This window comes from Janthinobacterium sp. BJB304, from assembly GCF_002735765.1.
Classification (GTDB): Bacteria; Pseudomonadota; Gammaproteobacteria; order Burkholderiales; family Burkholderiaceae_D; genus Janthinobacterium.
On sequence record NZ_PDZN01000007.1, the window covers coordinates 107,451 to 123,610 of the forward strand.

Sequence of the window (16,160 nt, forward strand, 5' to 3'; positions counted from 1 at the left end):
CAACCGTTCAGAAAGAATGCTTGAGACCGACCATCACCACCGTCTGGCCGCCGTTCGACGACGGCGTGCCGTTTTGCGAATCGCCGACCGAGGCGACGGCGTCGACGATGGCGCCGTTCTGGCCCAGGGTCTGGCCGCGCGCCAGCTGGCGCGCTTCGATCAGGTAGATCGCCGTGCGCTTGGACAGCGCATAATTCTGTTCGAACGACAGCTGGCGGTAGCGCGCGCGGTCCGACACGCCGTTGGCGCGGCTGGCGTAGGTGTCGCTGTAGCCGGCGGACAGGAACCACTGCGGCGTCCACTGGTAGCTGGCGATCAGGCCGGCCGTGTTGAAGATGGCCGTGTCGCGGAAGGTGGAATGGCTGCCCGCCTGGTATTGCACGTTGCTGGCGTTGGCGCCCACCATCCACTTGCCCATCGTGTAGCGGGCGCTGGCGGCGATGAATTCGATGCTGTCGGCCGAGGCGTAGCCCTGGTTGATGGCGGAGATGCCGAAGCTGGCCGAGGCCTTGTCGCTCCAGCCGGTGCCGTTCTCGCCATTTTTCAGTTTCAGATAGCCGAGCGCAAGTTCCGCCGGCGAGGTGCTGTACTTGACGGCGGCGCTGAAGCTGCTGCCCGCGGCATTGCCGTCGGCCGCTTCGCCAAAGCCGTATTGCGCGCTCGCTTGCAGGCCGCGCCAGGCGGGCATGCTGTAGGTGACGGAATTGCTGATGCGCACGGTCGTATCGAGGCCGTCGATATCGCCCGGGTGTGCGCCGGTGGCGCCCGTCAAGACGTTGCTCGACGCCAGGGAACCCACGAGCAGGTAGTACGGCGTGTACTGGCGCCCGGCCGTCAGGCTGCCGTAGGCGTGCGATTGCAGGCCCACGTAAGCCTGGCGGTTGAACAGGGCGCTGGCCGAACTTTGCGCGCCCGTATCGCTTTCAAAGCCGTTTTCCAGCAGGAACAGCGCCTTCAGGTCGCCGCCCAGGTCTTCCACGCCCTGGAAACCGATTTTGCTGGCGGACAAGTTACCGCTGCGCATATAGGTATTCGACTTGCCGCCCTGGTTGCTCGCGTACGCGGTGGCCGCGTCGACCACGCCATAGATGGTGACATTGCTTTGGGCGCAAACGTTTGCGCCGATGAGCGTGGAGACGGCCAGCGCCGCAGCGCGCATGCATGTATGGTTCATTTTTTTCCTGACTTTCCTGTTTTATCTGGCGAAATACGGGCGTGGCGCCCCGTTACCGCCCCATCAACAATGGGGCATCCGCTGTTCTTCTTGATTTAGATCAAGTGCAGCAAATTATACGCTTATTTACTCACATGTAAGTGATTGACTGTAAGGCGTAGTCTTATAGCAAAACATTGATTAGTCTTATAGCAAAACCAGAAGGCGCGCACCCGGCAAGGTGCGGCAATGCGCGGAACAGGCATGGCAAAAGCAGCGGCGGCGCGTGTCGAAAAACACGCGCCCGATGATGCTCAGGCAAGGAAAAGTTTGGGGTTCAGCGCAGGATGGCGGGCGCCACCGGCAGGGTTTCGAGGGCAATGAAGGCTTCCAGGGTGCGGCGCATGTCTTCGAACACCTGCTTGCCGTACGCTTCTTCCAGGTGGGCATATTGCAGGTCGATCAGCTTACCCATCTGCAGCAGCAGGCTGGCGCCCGCTTCCGACAGGTGCACCTTGCGGCGGCGCTGGTCGCCTTCGAACTTGCTGCGCCCGATCAGGCCGATTTCTTCCATGCGCGCCAGGATGCCGCTCATGCTGGGGCTGGAAATCTGGCAGATCTCGCACAGTTCGCGCGGTTCCAGGGTGGGGCTTTCGTTCAGCGCGCGCATGATGCGCCACTGCTGCTCCGTCACGCCGAAGTGATTGAGGATGGGACGAAAATGCTGGAGCAGGCTGTCGCGCGCCTTCAGCAGCAGTTGCGGCATGTTCGGATAACGGATCGGTAGCTGCAAGCGGAACTCCCTGGGTGACCGGCAAATGAGCGTCATTATACGGCCGGCCCAGGGCAAACGGCGGACTGGCAACGATGTATTTTTCGCTACGTCCGCCCTGCCCCACGCCCTTCTCCCCGCCCGTCTCTCCGCCCCTCTGCCTCCTCGTGCGCATGCCGCTGCACGGACCACAGCACGCCCGCCGTCAGCAAGACCATCGCGCTCCACTCCAGCGGGCGCGGCATGCGCTGCGCGTAGACGAAGCCGTACAGCAGCGCGAACAGGGTCTCCGACAGGATCAGCTGGCCCGACAGGGTGACGGGCACCCGGCGCGACGCCAGATTCCACAGATAGTTGCCGATCACGGAAGCGCCCAGCGCCAGCAGCAGGCAGACGAGCCAGAAGCGGGGCCAGTCGCGCGCCGGAGCGCCATCGGCGCCGCCCGCCGGCTGCAGCACCAGCATCACGGCGCCCACGACCAGCGCGATGACGCCGCTGGCCAGGCCATACAGCATGGCCCACTCCGCGGCGCTGACATGCGCATGGCGCTTGAGGAAACGGGCATTGTCGAGCGCATACCAGGTCCAGCACGCGAGCGCGCCGATGGCGCACAGCACGCCCGCCAGCTTGTGCGCCAGGCTGGCGCCGTCCGCGCCCGCGCCGTCCGCATGGCTGAAGATATCGACATTGATGCAGGCCATGCCCGCAGCCACCACCAGCAGCGGCAAGGCCAGGCGGCGCAAGGGCGGCGCGCCGTGGTCCTTGTGGCCGAACAGCGTCACGCTCAGGGGCAGCAAACCAATAATCAGCGACGTGGGCGCCACGCCGGCCAGTTTGACGCCATACGCCAGCAGCAGGTAATACACGACGTTGCCCGCCAGCGCCTGGCGCAGCATGGCCAGCCAGTCGCCGCGCCGCAGCCGGCGCAGCAGGGGCAGGAGGCGCGGCAGCATCAGGCCGGCCGCCAGCGCGCCATAGCAGATGTAGCGGCCCACCATCAGCTCGGACGGAGAAAAATCCGGCAGCAAGACGGGCACAATGAAAACGGCGCCCCAGAAGGCGCCGGCCAGCAAACCAGATACGATCCCACGCCACATGCAGCCACGCTCACGTCATTATTCAAGGACGCCAGTATAGGGTATGCGGCGCGAGTCGCCCGCCGTCAGCCCTTCGCTTTTCTCTGCCCGGGGATGAAGTGTTCGCGCACGGCCTTGGCCAGCAAGTCCGGCGGCAGCAAGCCCTGTCCGAGCAGGAAGTTGTTGAAGGCCAGGCGGTCGAATTGGTCTCCCAGCGCCAGCTCCGTTTCCGCGCGCAGCTGCAGGATGCGCGTATAGCCGTAGAAATAGCTGCCCGCCTGGCCCGGCATGTTGAAAGTGTAGCGGTCCAGTTCCTGGCGCGCCATCGGTTTCGACAGCATCACTTCATCCGTCAGGATGCGGCCCGCCTCTTCGCGCGTGACTTGCCCCAGGTTCAGCATCGGGTCGAGCATGGCGCGCGCCGCGCGCAGCATGCGGAACTGCAGCGCGATGAACTGGCCTTCGGCCGGCTCGTACGGGATCATTTCCGCTTCCGCGTACAGCGCCCAGCCTTCCACGTTGACGCTGTTGAACGCATACAGGCTGCGCGCCTGCGACACGCCCCGCTCCACCATGGCGCTGAATTGCAGCTCGTGGCCAGGGCGGCCTTCGTGCGCGCTCAGGGTCCAGGCCGCGCCCGCGAAGTTGAAATCGTCATACGCTTCGCCCTTGCCGCTGGCGGCCGGATTGCTGACGGGCAGGACGAACTGGCCGTGCTCTCCCGTATTGCCGATCAGCGGAGGCGGACGCATATGCGGCGCCGGCTGGGCCGCCGATTCGGCATCCGATGCCAGGCGCATGGTCATGGCGCGCGCAGGGATATCGACCACGCGCTGCCGGGTGATCCGCTGTTCCAGCTGCGTATTGACGTCCTTGTAGTGCGCCTCGAGCTGCGCGTTCGGGATGGAATCGCTCTTCAGCGCGCGCAGCACCTGGCGGTAGTCCGCGCCGTCGACGCCCGTCAAGGCCAGCCTGGCCGCCACCACGGGCGCCAGCGCCTGCATGGCGGCGCGCGTTTCCAGGTAAGCCACCTGCGCGCGCTCGACCAGCGCGCGCGGCTCGATGTCGATGCCCACCTGTTTCAGGCGAAACGCGTACAGCTCGGGCGCCATGCGGAAATCCGTGCGCGCCAATGGCAGCACCACCTGCTTTTCCCATGCCGCATATTCGTTCAACTGCTGCTCCATGGCGGCCAGCGCGGGTTCGGCGCCCGCGATCTTCATGTCGGCGAACAGCTTGCGGATGCCGGCGATATACGTCGGCACGTTTTCCAGTGACTGCGCCACCTGCAGGCGCACGGGACCGGCCAGGTCAGGCGTGCCGATTTTCTCCGTGAAGCGCGCCTTCGCCTGCTGCGTGATCGGCGTGCTGCCCGGGAACTGGCCCACATAGCGCTGCAGGCGCTCAAGCGCCTTGGCGCGGCGCGCGGCCGGGCGCTGCTCCTGCAGCAGGCTTTGCATGCTGCCAAAGACCATTTGCGGCACATCGACCCACGGCAGGGTGTATCTGGCTTCCAGCTCGGTGCCGGCGATTTCCTGGTCGACGGCGCCGATCAGAATTTCCAGGTCCTGGCGTATGCGTTCGTCGCGTTCCAGTTCCAGCTTCTGCTGCAACTGCGCGCGCGCCTTCCGCATGGCCGCGACCTGGCGCCCGATGATGTCCGGCCCCAGGTCGGCGACCATGCCGTCGTACTGGGCCAGGCCCCTGTCGGACGCGTCTTCGGGCGAGAACTGCGCCTGCGCCGCCAGCACGATGGCCGCGTTGCGGTTGCTGGCCTCGACCCAGGCGGACGACGCGGAAGCAGCTGCGGAAACGACGGGGTCGGCCGCCATGGCGGGCATGGCCAGCGCGGCTGCAAGCGCGGCGGCAAGTACGGTCTGGTGCAATTTCGGCGTGACGGACATCGGGGGATTCCTTCAAAGGTGAGCGATGAGCGAAGCGGCGAGTATCGGCCAGCCTCGCAGGCCTGTCAATTCACCCCGTTCAGGACGGGCAGGTTCCACGGCGTGACGATCTGGATGGCGGACAGTGACGGCGATTGCGCCAGGGCCGGCAGTGCACCCTGTGCCCGCAGGATTTCCTGGCAGGCGCGGCGCATGTCCTGGCCCAGGTCGTGGTGCAGCACGGCCTGGATGGCGCCCGACTTGAGCAGCGCCACGTTGTCCGCATCGAGGTCGTGGCCGATGAAGACCTGGCAGGGCCGGCCCGCTCGCGCAAATGCCTGCACGATGGCGGCATTGCCGCCGCCGATCGAATACACGGCGGCGATGCCCGGATGATCTGCCAGGACTTGACGCACCAGCGCACCCGTGGCGCCGTCGATGCCGTGGCCCTCGCTCACTTCGACGATGGACAAGTGGCGGTGCCGTTCGCGCAGCGCGCGGCGAAAGCCGATCTCGCGCTCTTCCTCGCCATGAAAGCGGTTGCTGCTCAGGGTCACCAGCACCTGCTGTTTCCTTGGACGCCTGCCCGCGCCCAGCCACTGGCCGACCAGGCAGGCGGCCGTCTCGCCCGCCGCGCGGTTATCCATGCCCACGTAGCTGCGGCGCGCGGAGCCTGGCAAGTCCGTCACCAGGGTCACGACGGGGATGCCGGCCGCCGCCAGCCGGTTCACCGCTTCCGCCACCGCTGGCAAGTCCGGTGCTTTCAGCAGCACGCCGTGGCTGCCGTTCTTGCGGATGCGCTCCAGCAGGTCGACGATGCCGTCCACCTCCAGGGTTTCATGCAGGTGAAAGCGCGAACGCAGCACGGCCGGATGCAGCGACGGCAATTCGGCCTCCAGCGCGGCCCGCACGGCGTCCGTGAAGCGGCGCGGCGCCACCATCAGCACATCGAGCATGAATTTTCTGCCAGACAGGCCCACCTGCGTGCTTTGCCGCGCCAGTTCATCGAGCGCCTGCATCACGCGGCGCACAGTATTGGCGTGCACGCCGCCGCGCTGCTTGATCACGCGGTCGACGGTGGCCACGCTGACGCCGGCCTGCAGCGCCACGACCTTGACGGGGAACGGATGCGTCATGCCATATCCAATTCAGATTGATGGTTTTTTGATGGATTTTTTGATGAAAAATGCGGATTTTCATCCCTATACTGATTCTACAACTTAAACAACGGAGACACCGCATGCCCACCACAGACGCCGCCGCAGCGCCGCCCAGCCCCTTCTGGCTGGCATCAGAAAACTGCGATCTGCAAGACTTCATCGCCACCGTCAGCCTATGCACGGCGCTGGCCGACTATCCCCACGCCGCAGCGGTGAAAGAAAACATTCTCGTCTACGACTGCGACCGGGTGCGCGCGCTAGCCACCAGTGCGGTGTCGCTGCGCGCGCTGCAGGCCGAATGGGGCCGGGCGCTGATGGATGGTCCGGGCGTCATCGTGCTGCAACGCGCCGTCGCCGACATGGACACGCTGGAACAGGTAAGCGGCGTGTTTCGCGCGCTGATCGCCGAACAGCATGCGAGCGGCCAGGCGGGCGGCGACCATTTTGCCAAGGCTGGCGCGAATGACCGCATCTGGAACGCCCAGCAAAAACTGTGTCTGCGGGCACCCGAGGCATTCGCGCGCTATTACGCCCACCCCGTCTTCGCGTGGATCGCCGAGGCCTGGCTCGGGCCCGCCTACCAGATGACGGCGCAAGTGAATGTCGTCAACCCGGGCGGAGCAGCCCAGGCGCCGCACCGCGACTATCACCTGGGCTTCCAGAGCGCCGCCAGCTGCGCCGCCTACCCCGCGCCCGTGCACCAGATGACGGCCCTCTTGACCTTGCAGGGCGCCGTCGCCCACTGCGACATGCCGCTGGCATCGGGCCCCACCCTGTACCTGCCCGGGTCGCAGCGCTACCGCGCCGGTTTTCTCGCCTGGCAGCAGCGGCCGTTCCGCGACTACTTTGCGCAGCATTGCGTGCAGCTGCCCCTGTCCAAAGGCGACGCCGTGTTCTTCAACCCCGCCCTCTTCCACGCGGCCGGGCATAACCGCTCGTCCGACATCCGCCGCATGGCCAACCTGCTGCAAGTGTCGTCGCCGTTCGGGCGCGCCATGGAAGCGCTGGACCGCCGCGCCATGAGCGCCGCCCTGTATCCGGCCCTGCAGGCGCTGCGCTCCCGGGGCACCCTCGATGACGACGGCGTGCGCCACGCGGTGGCCGCCTGCGCCGAAGGCTATGCATTCCCCAGCAACCTCGACCGCGACCAGCCCATCGCCGGCATGGCGCCGCCCACGCAGCAGCAGCTGATGCACGAAGCGCTGGCGCAGGACTGGCCCGCTGCGCGCTTCCTCGACGCGCTGGACAGCCATGCCTGGCGCCAGCAAGCCTGAATCCCTCACCGCGACACGAACGGAGTACCCGCATATGCAAGACATCAACATCGGCCTGATCGGCGCCGGCTACATGGGCAAAGCCCACACCATCGCCTATAAAACTGTGCGCAGCATTTTTCACACGGCCCTGAACCCCGTGTGCGAATGCATCGGCACCAGCAGCGCAGAAGGCGCCGCCCGCAGCGCGCAGGAACTGGGCTGGAACCGCTCCACGGGCGACTGGCGCGCGCTGGTGGGCGATCCCGCCATCGACGCCGTCATCGTCGCCACGCCGCCGGCCACACACAAGGACATCGTGCTGGCGGCGCTGGCCCTGGGTAAGCCCGTGTTTTGCGAAAAGCCGCTGGGCATGACGGCCGCCGAATCCCTGCAACTGGCGCAGGCGGCGGAAAGCGCGGGCGTGGCCAATATGGTCGGCTATAACTACATCCGCACGCCCGCCAGCCAGCTGGCGCGGCAGATCATCGAATCGGGAGAGATCGGCGAGATCATCCACGTCGCCGCCGAACACGTGGAAGACTACCTGCACGATCCGCGCGCGCCCGCTTCGTGGCGCACGCGCGAGGCGACGGCAACGCGCGCCGGCGCGCTGGCCGACGTGGGCTCGCACCTGCTCAACCTGGCCCTGCGCCTGGGCGGCCCCGTCGACGCGCTGGTGGCCGACATGAATACCGTGCACGCGCAGCGGCAAGGCCGGCACGGCATGGAAGCAGTGGAAAACGACGACCAGGGCAATGTGATGCTGCGCTTTGCCAGCGGCGCGCTCGGCGCCCTCACCTTCAGCCGCGTGGCGGCCGGCCGCAAAATGGGCTACACCTACCGCATCACGGGGACCAAAGGCGCGATCGCCTTCGACCAGGAAGACCAGAATGCACTGTGGCTGTACGACGCCGGCCGCCCCGCGCAGCGCCAGGGTTTCCAGCGCCTGCTGATGGGGCCCGCCCACCCCGACTACCTGGCGTTCAGCCAGGGCGCGGGGCACGGCACCGGGTACAACGAGCAGATCGTCATCGAAGCGCGCGATTTTCTGCAGGCCATCGCCAGCGGCACGCCCGTCTGGCCCACCTTCCGCGACGGCTACGAGGTGGACCGGCTGATCGACGCCGCGCTGCGCTCCGCACGGGAGCGCAGCTGGATTTCCGTGCGTTGACAACAGAGACGGTTTAGTAAGCCAGCCCGTAGCCGAACTTGTACAGCGGATGGGCCGTGTCATACGGCACGTCCGATTTCTGCACCTGCACTTCGGCCATCGACGACGGCAGCTCGAACGGCAGCTTGCCCTGCGGCTTGGCCTTGCCCGTCAGGACATCGAACAGCGCGCCGTCGCTCACGCCGAAGTTGGCGACGATGGCGCTGGCCTTGTCCTGCACATTGCCGAGGATGGCCGGACGGTCCAGGTACACGGTGACCACCGTCTTCGGCGCGAATTTCGCCGCGTTCTTGATCGCCTCGTAGTCGGCATTGCCGTCGACGTAATCGAGGCGCCCCTCGTGCTGCATGCTGCCGAAGATATAGTTCGGGTGCAGGGTTTCATAGGGCGCGGCCACGCGCAGCAGGGCCACGTCCGCTTCCTGCGGCGTGGCGACCACCGTGTAGCCATACTGCTGCGCCACGGCCGCATCGATGCCGTACAGGTAGACCTTCTTGACGCTGGCCGCCAGCGGCAAGACCTTGTCCTTGTTTTCCAGCAAGACCAGCGAGCGGCGCTGGGCTTCCAGGCCCGCCTCGACAAATTCCGCCTTGCCCACGGTGGCGGCCGCCTTGGCTGCATCGACGAACGGATGCTCGAACAGGCCCTGCTTGAATTTCTGGATCAGGATGCGCCGCGCCGACGCGTCGATGCGCGCTTCCGTCAGCTGGCCCCGTTGCACGGCTTGCGTCAGATACGGCGCTTCCGTCACGCCGCCAAACTGGTCCATCCCCGCCGTCACGGCCTTCACGTAGCGCTCGGCCTTGGTGGCGTCTTCCATGCCCCACGGCGTGCCGAAGCCGATGAAGGAAGGCGCCACGCCCGGCGCCGTGCCGTTGCGGCAGTTGGCGTCGCAGTCGGACGTGATGCCCCAGTCGGACAGGATCACGCCGTCAAAACCGTATTTGCCGCGCAGCAGATCCGTCAGCATGGTCTTGCTGAAACCGGCCGCCACCTGCTCCAGGGTGATGCCGTCGATGGTGATGTTCCCGTCAGGCAGAGCGTAGGTCGGCATGACGGAAGCCGCCTTGGCCGTGAAGGCGCCCTCGAACGGTTTGACGTGGTAAGCGAAGTTGTTGCCCGGGTAGGTCATGTAGCGGCCATAGTAATTGTGGCCGTCGAAGCCCTCTTTCGTGGCGCCATAGCCGACCCAGTGCTTGACGACGGCCACCACGCTGCCGTCATGCAAGCCCGTATTGCCATCCTGAAAACCCTCGATATAGTGCTGCACCATGCGCTTGGCCAGGTCCGCGTCTTCGCCGAAAGTGCCGTTGATGCGCGACCAGCGCGGCTCGGTGGCCAGGTCCGCCTGCGGCGACAGCGCCTGCGTGATGCCGACGGCCAGGTATTCCTGGCGCGCGATGTCGCCGAAGCGGCGCACCAGCGCGTCGTCGCCGATGGCGGCCAGGCCCAGGGTTTCCGGCCACTGCGAGAAGCCGGAGGTAGCCGCGCTGGCGCCCACCGTGTACTGGAAATGGTGGCGCGGGTCCGTGCTGATGGAGACGGGAATGCCGTGGCGTGAAGTTTCGCTCAGGGCCTGCACCTTGTTGTACTGGGCCGCCATATTGGCCGTGTCGCCCGCCATGCGGGTGATGAAGGTGTTGACGTATTGCTTGACGATCAGGTCTTGCAGCGCCGTCAAATCGTAGGCGCCGCCCTGGCCGATGCCGGTGGGGTCGGCCACAGTGGGCGCGGTGCCGTGCATCATCAGGCCCGTTTTTTCATCGAGGCTCATGCGCGACAACAGGTCGTCCGCGCGCGCCTCGGCCGGCAGGCGCCAGTCTTCGTACGGGTCGATCTTGCCGTTGCGGTTCATGTCCTTGAAGGTATAGCCGTCGACTTTCAACTGGGTGTAGGTAGTGGCGCCGAACACGGGCTGCGTGTATCCCTCGCTGCCGGTGTGGTTGTTGCCGCAAGCGGCCAGGGCAAGCGTGGCGACGCAGCCGGCGACCACGCGGGCCATCGGTTTCAAAGTGCAATTCATCATTATCTCCAAGACTGTTTTTGTAGGTATCAAGGCACGGCAGCAAGGCCGGCCGAAAACAATATAGCGTGAGAATGCGTGAGTTTCTTGACTGCGCAGCACGCGTTTTATACCCGCGAGAACAATTTTTGGTTAGATGGCACAACAACCAACAATCTCCTACAAAGTGCTAATATTTGTGAAAAATTACTACAACAAGCAGGAGGCAGCCTTGCACAAACCCGACACGCGCACGGTTTCGAACCGCATCGCGCAGCAATGCGCGCGCGCCATGCAGGCCGATGGCCACGACCCCGCCGACTTTTTTCGCCAGACGGGCATCACGCCGGCGCAGCTGGACGAGCCGGGCGGCCGCATCAACGCCGAGCGGCACCGGCGCATGACGGCCTACGCCCAGCAGCTGCCGCAGCACCGCGGCCTGCTCGACCTCGACGTGACGCACTGGTTCGCGCATTACTCGGGCATCGCCCACGTCTGCTTCAACCGCCCCACCCTGCGCAGCGCGCTGCACGAGCTGCTGCACTTGCGGGGCCTGATCGGCGAATTCGACTTCATGCTGATGAGCGAGAACGGCACGCGCATCGAGATCGAATACCTGTCCGAATTCTGCCAGCTGGGGGGCGCCATGCAGGCGCTGGCCAATTTCCGCATGCTGTCGCTGGTGGCGCGCGCCTACGACGACGGCACACCCACCGCCTTCCATGCCGGCTTCCAGGGCAAGGCGCCGTGGTTCGCGCCGGCCATTGCCGAATGCTTCGGCGCCGCCGTCACCTTCGGCCAGGCGCGCAATACCCTGACGTTCGACGCGCCGGCGCTGGACCGGCCCTTCGCCCAGTTCAACGCCATGCTGGCGCCGCACGCGCTGCGGCACGCGCAGGGACAGTTGCAGCAGCTGCAGGGGGCGCAGCTGTTTTCCGCCCGCGTGGAGCAGGCGATCATCGATTTGCTGGGCCGGCAAGGCGCCGGGGACGCCGACGGCGCCGCGCTGCTGCCGGCCCTGTGCGACGGTCTGGCGATGAACCGCTGGACCTTGCAGCGCCAGCTGCAGCAGGAACAGACCTCGTTCCGCGCGCTGGAATTGCGCGCGAAAAGCCGCGAATCGCGCCGTTTGCTGTGCGAAACGAGCCTGAGCGTGGCGGAAATCGGCGACCGCCTGGGTTTTTCCTCGCAAAGCGCATTTACCCGCTTCTTCAAGAACCAGTTCGAACTGCCGCCGGCGCGCTACCGGCAGGATGCCGCCGGAGCCTAGAGAAAGAGACAAGCAACAAGAAACAAGCAAACAAGCAAACCGCCAAACCACGAAACGGCCCAAGTCAGAAAGACAGGCTCCCCGGGCCAAGCGGACCTGAAAAATGTCGGGGGCAAGGCGCGGCGACGCAGACAGTACACAAGTACGGCAAGGAAGCCGCAACGCCGCCATCGGCATTTTCTCAGGCTCGCGTCTCCGGCCCGCTATTCAAGCTATACAGCCTGCGGCCGTATCCTGAACCAGATCGCGTACATGGCCGGCAGGAAAACCAAGGTCAGCACCGTGCCGGCAAACGTGCCGCCGATCAGGGTATAGGCCAAGGTGCCCCAGAATACCGAATGGGTCAGCGGAATAAAGGCCAGGATGGCCGCCAGCGCCGTGAGGATCACGGGACGCGCGCGCTGCACGGTCGCTTCGACCACGGCGTCAAACGGCGCCAGGCCGGCCGCCTCGTTCTGGTGGATCTGGCCGATCAGGATCAGGGTATTGCGCATCAGGATGCCCGACAGCGCGATCAGGCCGACCAGCGCATTGATGCCGAACGGCTGCTGGAACAGCAGCAAGGTGGGCACGACGCCGATCAGGCCCAACGGGCTGGTCAGGAACACCATCACCATCGCCGAGATCGAGCGCACCTGCAGGATGATCATCAGCAGGGTCAGCGCCAGCATGATGGGGAACAGCGGCAGCATCGCTTGCGTTGCCTTCGCCGATTCCTCGATGGAGCCGGCCTGCTCGATGCGGTAGCCGGCCGGCAGCTTGTCGATGACGGCTTGCAGCTGCGCCGTGATGGCGCCCGAGACGTCGGGCGGCTGCATGCCGTCGGCGATGTCGCCGCGCACGGTAATCGTCGGCTGGCGGTCGCGCCGGCGCATCACGGGTTCTTCCGAGCGCACCTCGACGCTGCCCACCTGCGACAGCGCGATGCGTTCGCCATTCGCGCCGGCCAGGGTCAGGTCGGCGATGCGCGCCGGGTCCAGCCGCACGTCGCCTGCCGCGCGCGCCACCACCTGCACCGTGCGGATATCTTCGCGCACGGCGGTGACGGGCACGCCGCTGAGCAGGAACTGCAGCTGCTGCGCCACGGCGGCCGACGTCAGGCCCATCGCCTGCAAGCGGTCCTGCTGCAGGCTGAAATGCAGGGTGGGCGTGCGCGTGCCCCAATCGGTATTGACGGTACGCATCATCGGGCTGGCCTGCATCACGCGCCGCACCTCGTCGGCGATGCCGCGCAACACCTCGGGATCGGGGCCGCTGACCCGGTAGGCGACGGGAAACGGCGAGTACGGGCCGAACACCAGTTGCGTGACGCGCACGCGCGCCTCCGGCGCCAGGCCGGAGGCAACGGCCACGCGCAAGCGCTGCTTGAGGCTGTCGCGCGCCAGCTGGCTGTCGGTGCGCACGACGATCTTGGCAAACGAAGGATCGGGCAATTCCGGCCCCATCGCCAGGTAAAAGCGCGGGGCGCCCTGGCCCACATAGGCCGTGACGATCTTCGCTTCGGGCTGGCGCGCCAGCCAGGCTTCCACTTTCGCCGCCGCGCCGCTGGTCTGTCCGATCGCGCTGCCATAGGGCAGCTGCACTTCGATCAGCACTTCAGGGCGGTCCGAGATCGGGAAGAACTGTTTCTTGACGACGGCCATGCCCAGCACGGCCAGCACGAACAGGCCGATCACGGTGCAGAACACCAGCCATTTGCGGGCGATCACGCGCCCCAGCAGGCGGCGAAAGCGGTGGTAACGCGGCGTGTCGTACAGCGCATCATGGCCGCCGGCGACCTGTTTCAGCTCGGGCAGCAGCTTCACGCCCAGGTAGGGCGTAAACACCACCGCCACCACCCATGACGCGATCAGCGCGATGCCGACGATCCAGAACATATTGCTCGTGTATTCGCCGGCGCTGGAGCGGGCAAAGCCGTTGGGCATGAAGCCGACGGCCGTTACCAGGGTACCCGCCAGCATGGGCGCGGCCGTATGGCTCCAGGCGTAGGCGGAGGCGGCGATGCGGCTGTAGCCCTCTTCCATTTTCACGACCATCATTTCGATGGCGATGATGGCATCGTCCACCAGCAGGCCGAGGCCCAGGATCAGGGAACCGAGGGTGATGCGGTCGAAATTCTTGCCTGTCGCGGCCATCACGATGAACACGACGGCCAGGGTCAGCGGCACGGCGGCGGCCACCACGATGCCGACGCGCCAGCCCATGCTGATAAAGCACACCAGCATCACCACCAGCAGCGCGGCAAGAAACTTGAGCATGAATTCATCGACGGCCGCGCTGATATTAACGGCCTGATCGGTAACCTTGGCCAGGCTCATGCCCAGCGGCATGGCGGCACCGATGGCCGTCACTTCCCCGTCCAGCGCCTTGCCCAGGTCCAGCCCGTTCCAGCCGTCGCGCATGACCACGCCCAGCAGCAGCGCCGGCTCGCCGCCATTGCGCACCATGAAACTGGCCGGGTCTTCCTGGCCACGGCGCACGGTGGCGATATCGGACAGGGCCAAGGTGCGCCCCTGCACCACCACGGGCGTATCGCGGATCTTTTGCAGCGCGTCGAGCGCACCGTCGAGGCGGATGGACACCTGCGGCCCGCGCGTTTCGACCGAGCCGGCCGGCGTGAGGGCATTCTGGCCGTGCAGTGCCGCGAACACGTCCTGCGCCCGCACGCCCAGGGTGGCCAGGCGTTCCTGCGAAAACTCCACGTAGATGCGTTCGGCCTGCTCGCCGATGATATTGACCTTTTTGACGCCCGCCACGTGCAGCAGCCGCTGGCGCAAGGTTTCCGCCTCGCGCACCAGCAGGCGCTGCGGCTCGCCTTTGGCTTTCAGCGCATACAGGGCAAAGGTGACGTCCGCGTATTCGTCATTGATCATGGGGCCGATCACGCCGGCCGGCAAATTGGCCGCCTCGTCGCCGGCCTTCTTGCGCGCCTGGTAAAACTCGGCCTGCACCTGCCCGGGCGGCGTGCTGTCGAGCAGTGTCAGGGTCGTGAAAGCCAGGCCGGGCCTGGTGTAGGTCTCGGCCCGTTCATACCAGCGCAGCTCCTGCAGGCGCTTTTCGATCTTGTCGGCCACCTGGTCCTGCATTTCGCGCGCGCTGGCGCCAGGCCAGGCGGTGACGATGGTCATCACCTTGACCGTGAAGGCCGGGTCTTCCGCGCGCCCCAGCTTGAAGAACGACAGCAGGCCGGCCAGCGAAATGAGACAGATCAGGAACAGGGTGACGGAACGCTCGCGCACGGCCAGCGCCGACAGGTTGAAGCCCGCCGCGCTCATGGATGCGCTCCCGCGCCGGCGGCCACTGGCGCCGGTTCGACCCTGACCCGCTCTCCCTGGTGCAGCAGATGGGCGCCCAGCGCGACGATGCGTTCGCCCGCCTTCAGGCCGCTGACGTCGGCGCCGTCATCGTGCAGCCCCTGCACCTTCACCGGCCGCCAGGTCACTTGCGCCGGCGTACCGGCGATCACCCACACGCCCTGCCCCTTGCCCGCATCGTGCAGGGCCGCCAGCGGCACTTGCACAGTGCCGCTGGCGGCATGCGCGCCGGGCAGGCGCAGGGTGACGGTGGCGCCCAGCGGCGCGCTTGAGAGCGCCGCGTCGAGCACATAGCGCGCCTCGAAAGTACGCGTTTGCCGGTCCGCCGTCTGCGCCAGCTGGCGCAAGGTGGCCGGCACGCTGGCACCCGGCCTGCCGAACAGGGTGGCCTGGCCCTTGGAGCCGAGCGCGGGGCGCACGGTTTCCGGCAGCTGGATCGCCGCTTCGCGCCGGCCGTCATGGGCCAGGCGCACCACCACCTGCCCGGCCGCGACTACCTGGCCCGGTTCGGCCAGGGTGTCCATCACGACACCGTCGGCGTCGGCCAGCAGCACCGCGTACTGCAACGCATTGCGCGCCACCCCGGCCAGGGCTTCGGACGCTTTCAATTGGGCGCCGGCCGCGTCAGCCGCCGCCTTCACCTGGTCGTAATTGGATGCCGAGATGGCGCCGGTGCCGCGCAAGTCGCGGTAGCGCGCTTCCTCGTCCGCCGCCTGGCGCGCGCGGGCGCGGTCGGCCGTGACGGACTCCTGCCGCGCCTGCGCCAGCAGTTGCAGGTCGTCGGCGTCGAGGCGCAACAATGGCTGGCCACGGCGCACGGCCTGGCCGGCGTCGACCAGCCGTTCGCGCACCTTGCCGGCCACGCGGAAACCGAGGTCGCTTTGCACGCGCGGCGCGACCACGCCCGTAAAGCTGCGCGTGCCCGCTTCGGCGCCCTGCACCGGGACGGCGCGCACCAGCGGCGTGGCGGTGCGCGGATCGGCCTGCGCCTTGTCGGCGCAGGCGCTCAAGGCCAGGGGCAAGGTGGAGATGACTACAGATGAAGCGAGGCGGCGCCAGCGCATAAGAATCCCATGAATGAGTGATCAGGGTTCTCATTCTGG

The 16,160-nt window shown here is 66.5% G+C and carries 11 protein-coding genes; 3 read left to right on the forward strand and 8 right to left on the reverse strand.

The genetic code is table 11. The features are described from left to right. Positions 1-7: 7 nt before the first annotated feature. The 5 genes from CSQ95_RS10365 to CSQ95_RS10385 form a co-directional block, all read right to left on the reverse strand. Positions 8-1,174: a porin gene (locus CSQ95_RS10365; RefSeq protein ID WP_257218014.1), complete on the reverse strand. Its 1,167-nt coding sequence runs from the start codon at positions 1,172-1,174 to the stop codon at positions 8-10. A gap of 316 nt (positions 1,175-1,490) precedes the next feature. Then, positions 1,491-1,946, reverse strand: a complete 456-nt coding sequence (hpaR, locus tag CSQ95_RS10370) for a homoprotocatechuate degradation operon regulator HpaR (RefSeq protein WP_257218015.1) — start codon at positions 1,944-1,946, stop codon at positions 1,491-1,493. Between the two features lie 86 nt (positions 1,947-2,032). Further along, the gene (locus tag CSQ95_RS10375) at positions 2,033-3,022 is read right to left on the reverse strand and encodes a DMT family transporter (RefSeq protein ID WP_099409430.1); all 990 of its coding nucleotides are present in this window, start codon (positions 3,020-3,022) and stop codon (positions 2,033-2,035) included. Between the two features lie 65 nt (positions 3,023-3,087). Further along, a complete protein-coding gene (locus tag CSQ95_RS10380) occupies positions 3,088-4,905 on the reverse strand; it encodes a DUF885 domain-containing protein (RefSeq protein WP_218963598.1) in 1,818 nt (605 codons plus the stop codon). A 65-nt stretch (positions 4,906-4,970) separates the two neighbouring features. Beyond that, on the reverse strand, positions 4,971-6,020 hold the full coding sequence (locus tag CSQ95_RS10385; RefSeq protein ID WP_099409431.1) for a LacI family DNA-binding transcriptional regulator: 1,050 nt from the start codon (positions 6,018-6,020) through the stop codon (positions 4,971-4,973). 104 nt (positions 6,021-6,124) lie between these two features. On the opposite strand from CSQ95_RS10385, the gene CSQ95_RS10390 reads away from it, so the two are divergent. Both CSQ95_RS10390 and CSQ95_RS10395 read left to right on the forward strand, forming a co-directional pair. After that, positions 6,125-7,318, forward strand: a complete 1,194-nt coding sequence (locus tag CSQ95_RS10390; RefSeq protein WP_099409432.1) for a phytanoyl-CoA dioxygenase family protein — start codon at positions 6,125-6,127, stop codon at positions 7,316-7,318. A 34-nt stretch (positions 7,319-7,352) separates the two neighbouring features. Then, a complete protein-coding gene (locus CSQ95_RS10395; protein WP_099409433.1) occupies positions 7,353-8,471 on the forward strand; it encodes a Gfo/Idh/MocA family protein in 1,119 nt (372 codons plus the stop codon). A 13-nt stretch (positions 8,472-8,484) separates the two neighbouring features. Here the strand turns inward: CSQ95_RS10395 and CSQ95_RS10400 are convergent, their stop codons facing one another. Beyond that, positions 8,485-10,497: a glycoside hydrolase family 3 protein gene (locus tag CSQ95_RS10400; protein WP_218963599.1), complete on the reverse strand. Its 2,013-nt coding sequence runs from the start codon at positions 10,495-10,497 to the stop codon at positions 8,485-8,487. Positions 10,498-10,705: 208 nt separating this feature from the next. On the opposite strand from CSQ95_RS10400, the gene CSQ95_RS10405 reads away from it, so the two are divergent. Further along, positions 10,706-11,743 carry an AraC family transcriptional regulator gene (locus CSQ95_RS10405; RefSeq protein ID WP_162995682.1) on the forward strand — a complete coding sequence of 346 codons (1,038 nt, stop codon included), beginning with the start codon at positions 10,706-10,708 and terminating at the stop codon, positions 11,741-11,743. A 212-nt stretch (positions 11,744-11,955) separates the two neighbouring features. Here the strand turns inward: CSQ95_RS10405 and CSQ95_RS10410 are convergent, their stop codons facing one another. Both CSQ95_RS10410 and CSQ95_RS10415 read right to left on the reverse strand, forming a co-directional pair. Further along, entirely contained in the window at positions 11,956-15,018 is a 3,063-nt protein-coding gene (locus tag CSQ95_RS10410) for an efflux RND transporter permease subunit (protein ID WP_099409436.1), read from the reverse strand. After that, positions 15,015-16,121 carry an efflux RND transporter periplasmic adaptor subunit gene (locus tag CSQ95_RS10415; RefSeq protein ID WP_099409437.1) on the reverse strand — a complete coding sequence of 369 codons (1,107 nt, stop codon included), beginning with the start codon at positions 16,119-16,121 and terminating at the stop codon, positions 15,015-15,017. Before CSQ95_RS10415 ends, CSQ95_RS10410 begins: the two co-directional genes overlap by 4 nt. Between the last annotated feature and the right edge of the window lie 39 nt (positions 16,122-16,160).

What these genes read in the sequence shown, in the direction of transcription:
- CSQ95_RS10380 (WP_218963598.1), bottom strand. Translation starts at nt 4,905, where the DNA reads ATGTCCGTCACGCCGAAATTGCACCAGACCGTACTTGCCGCCGCGCTT.
- CSQ95_RS10390 (WP_099409432.1), top strand. Translation starts at nt 6,125, where the DNA reads ATGCCCACCACAGACGCCGCCGCAGCGCCGCCCAGCCCCTTCTGGCTG.
- CSQ95_RS10410 (WP_099409436.1), bottom strand. Translation starts at nt 15,018, where the DNA reads ATGAGCGCGGCGGGCTTCAACCTGTCGGCGCTGGCCGTGCGCGAGCGT.
- CSQ95_RS10400 (WP_218963599.1), bottom strand. Translation starts at nt 10,497, where the DNA reads ATGATGAATTGCACTTTGAAACCGATGGCCCGCGTGGTCGCCGGCTGC.
- CSQ95_RS10365 (WP_257218014.1), bottom strand. Translation starts at nt 1,174, where the DNA reads ATGAACCATACATGCATGCGCGCTGCGGCGCTGGCCGTCTCCACGCTC.
- CSQ95_RS10375 (WP_099409430.1), bottom strand. Translation starts at nt 3,022, where the DNA reads ATGTGGCGTGGGATCGTATCTGGTTTGCTGGCCGGCGCCTTCTGGGGC.
- CSQ95_RS10415 (WP_099409437.1), bottom strand. Translation starts at nt 16,121, where the DNA reads ATGCGCTGGCGCCGCCTCGCTTCATCTGTAGTCATCTCCACCTTGCCC.
- CSQ95_RS10395 (WP_099409433.1), top strand. Translation starts at nt 7,353, where the DNA reads ATGCAAGACATCAACATCGGCCTGATCGGCGCCGGCTACATGGGCAAA.
- CSQ95_RS10385 (WP_099409431.1), bottom strand. Translation starts at nt 6,020, where the DNA reads ATGACGCATCCGTTCCCCGTCAAGGTCGTGGCGCTGCAGGCCGGCGTC.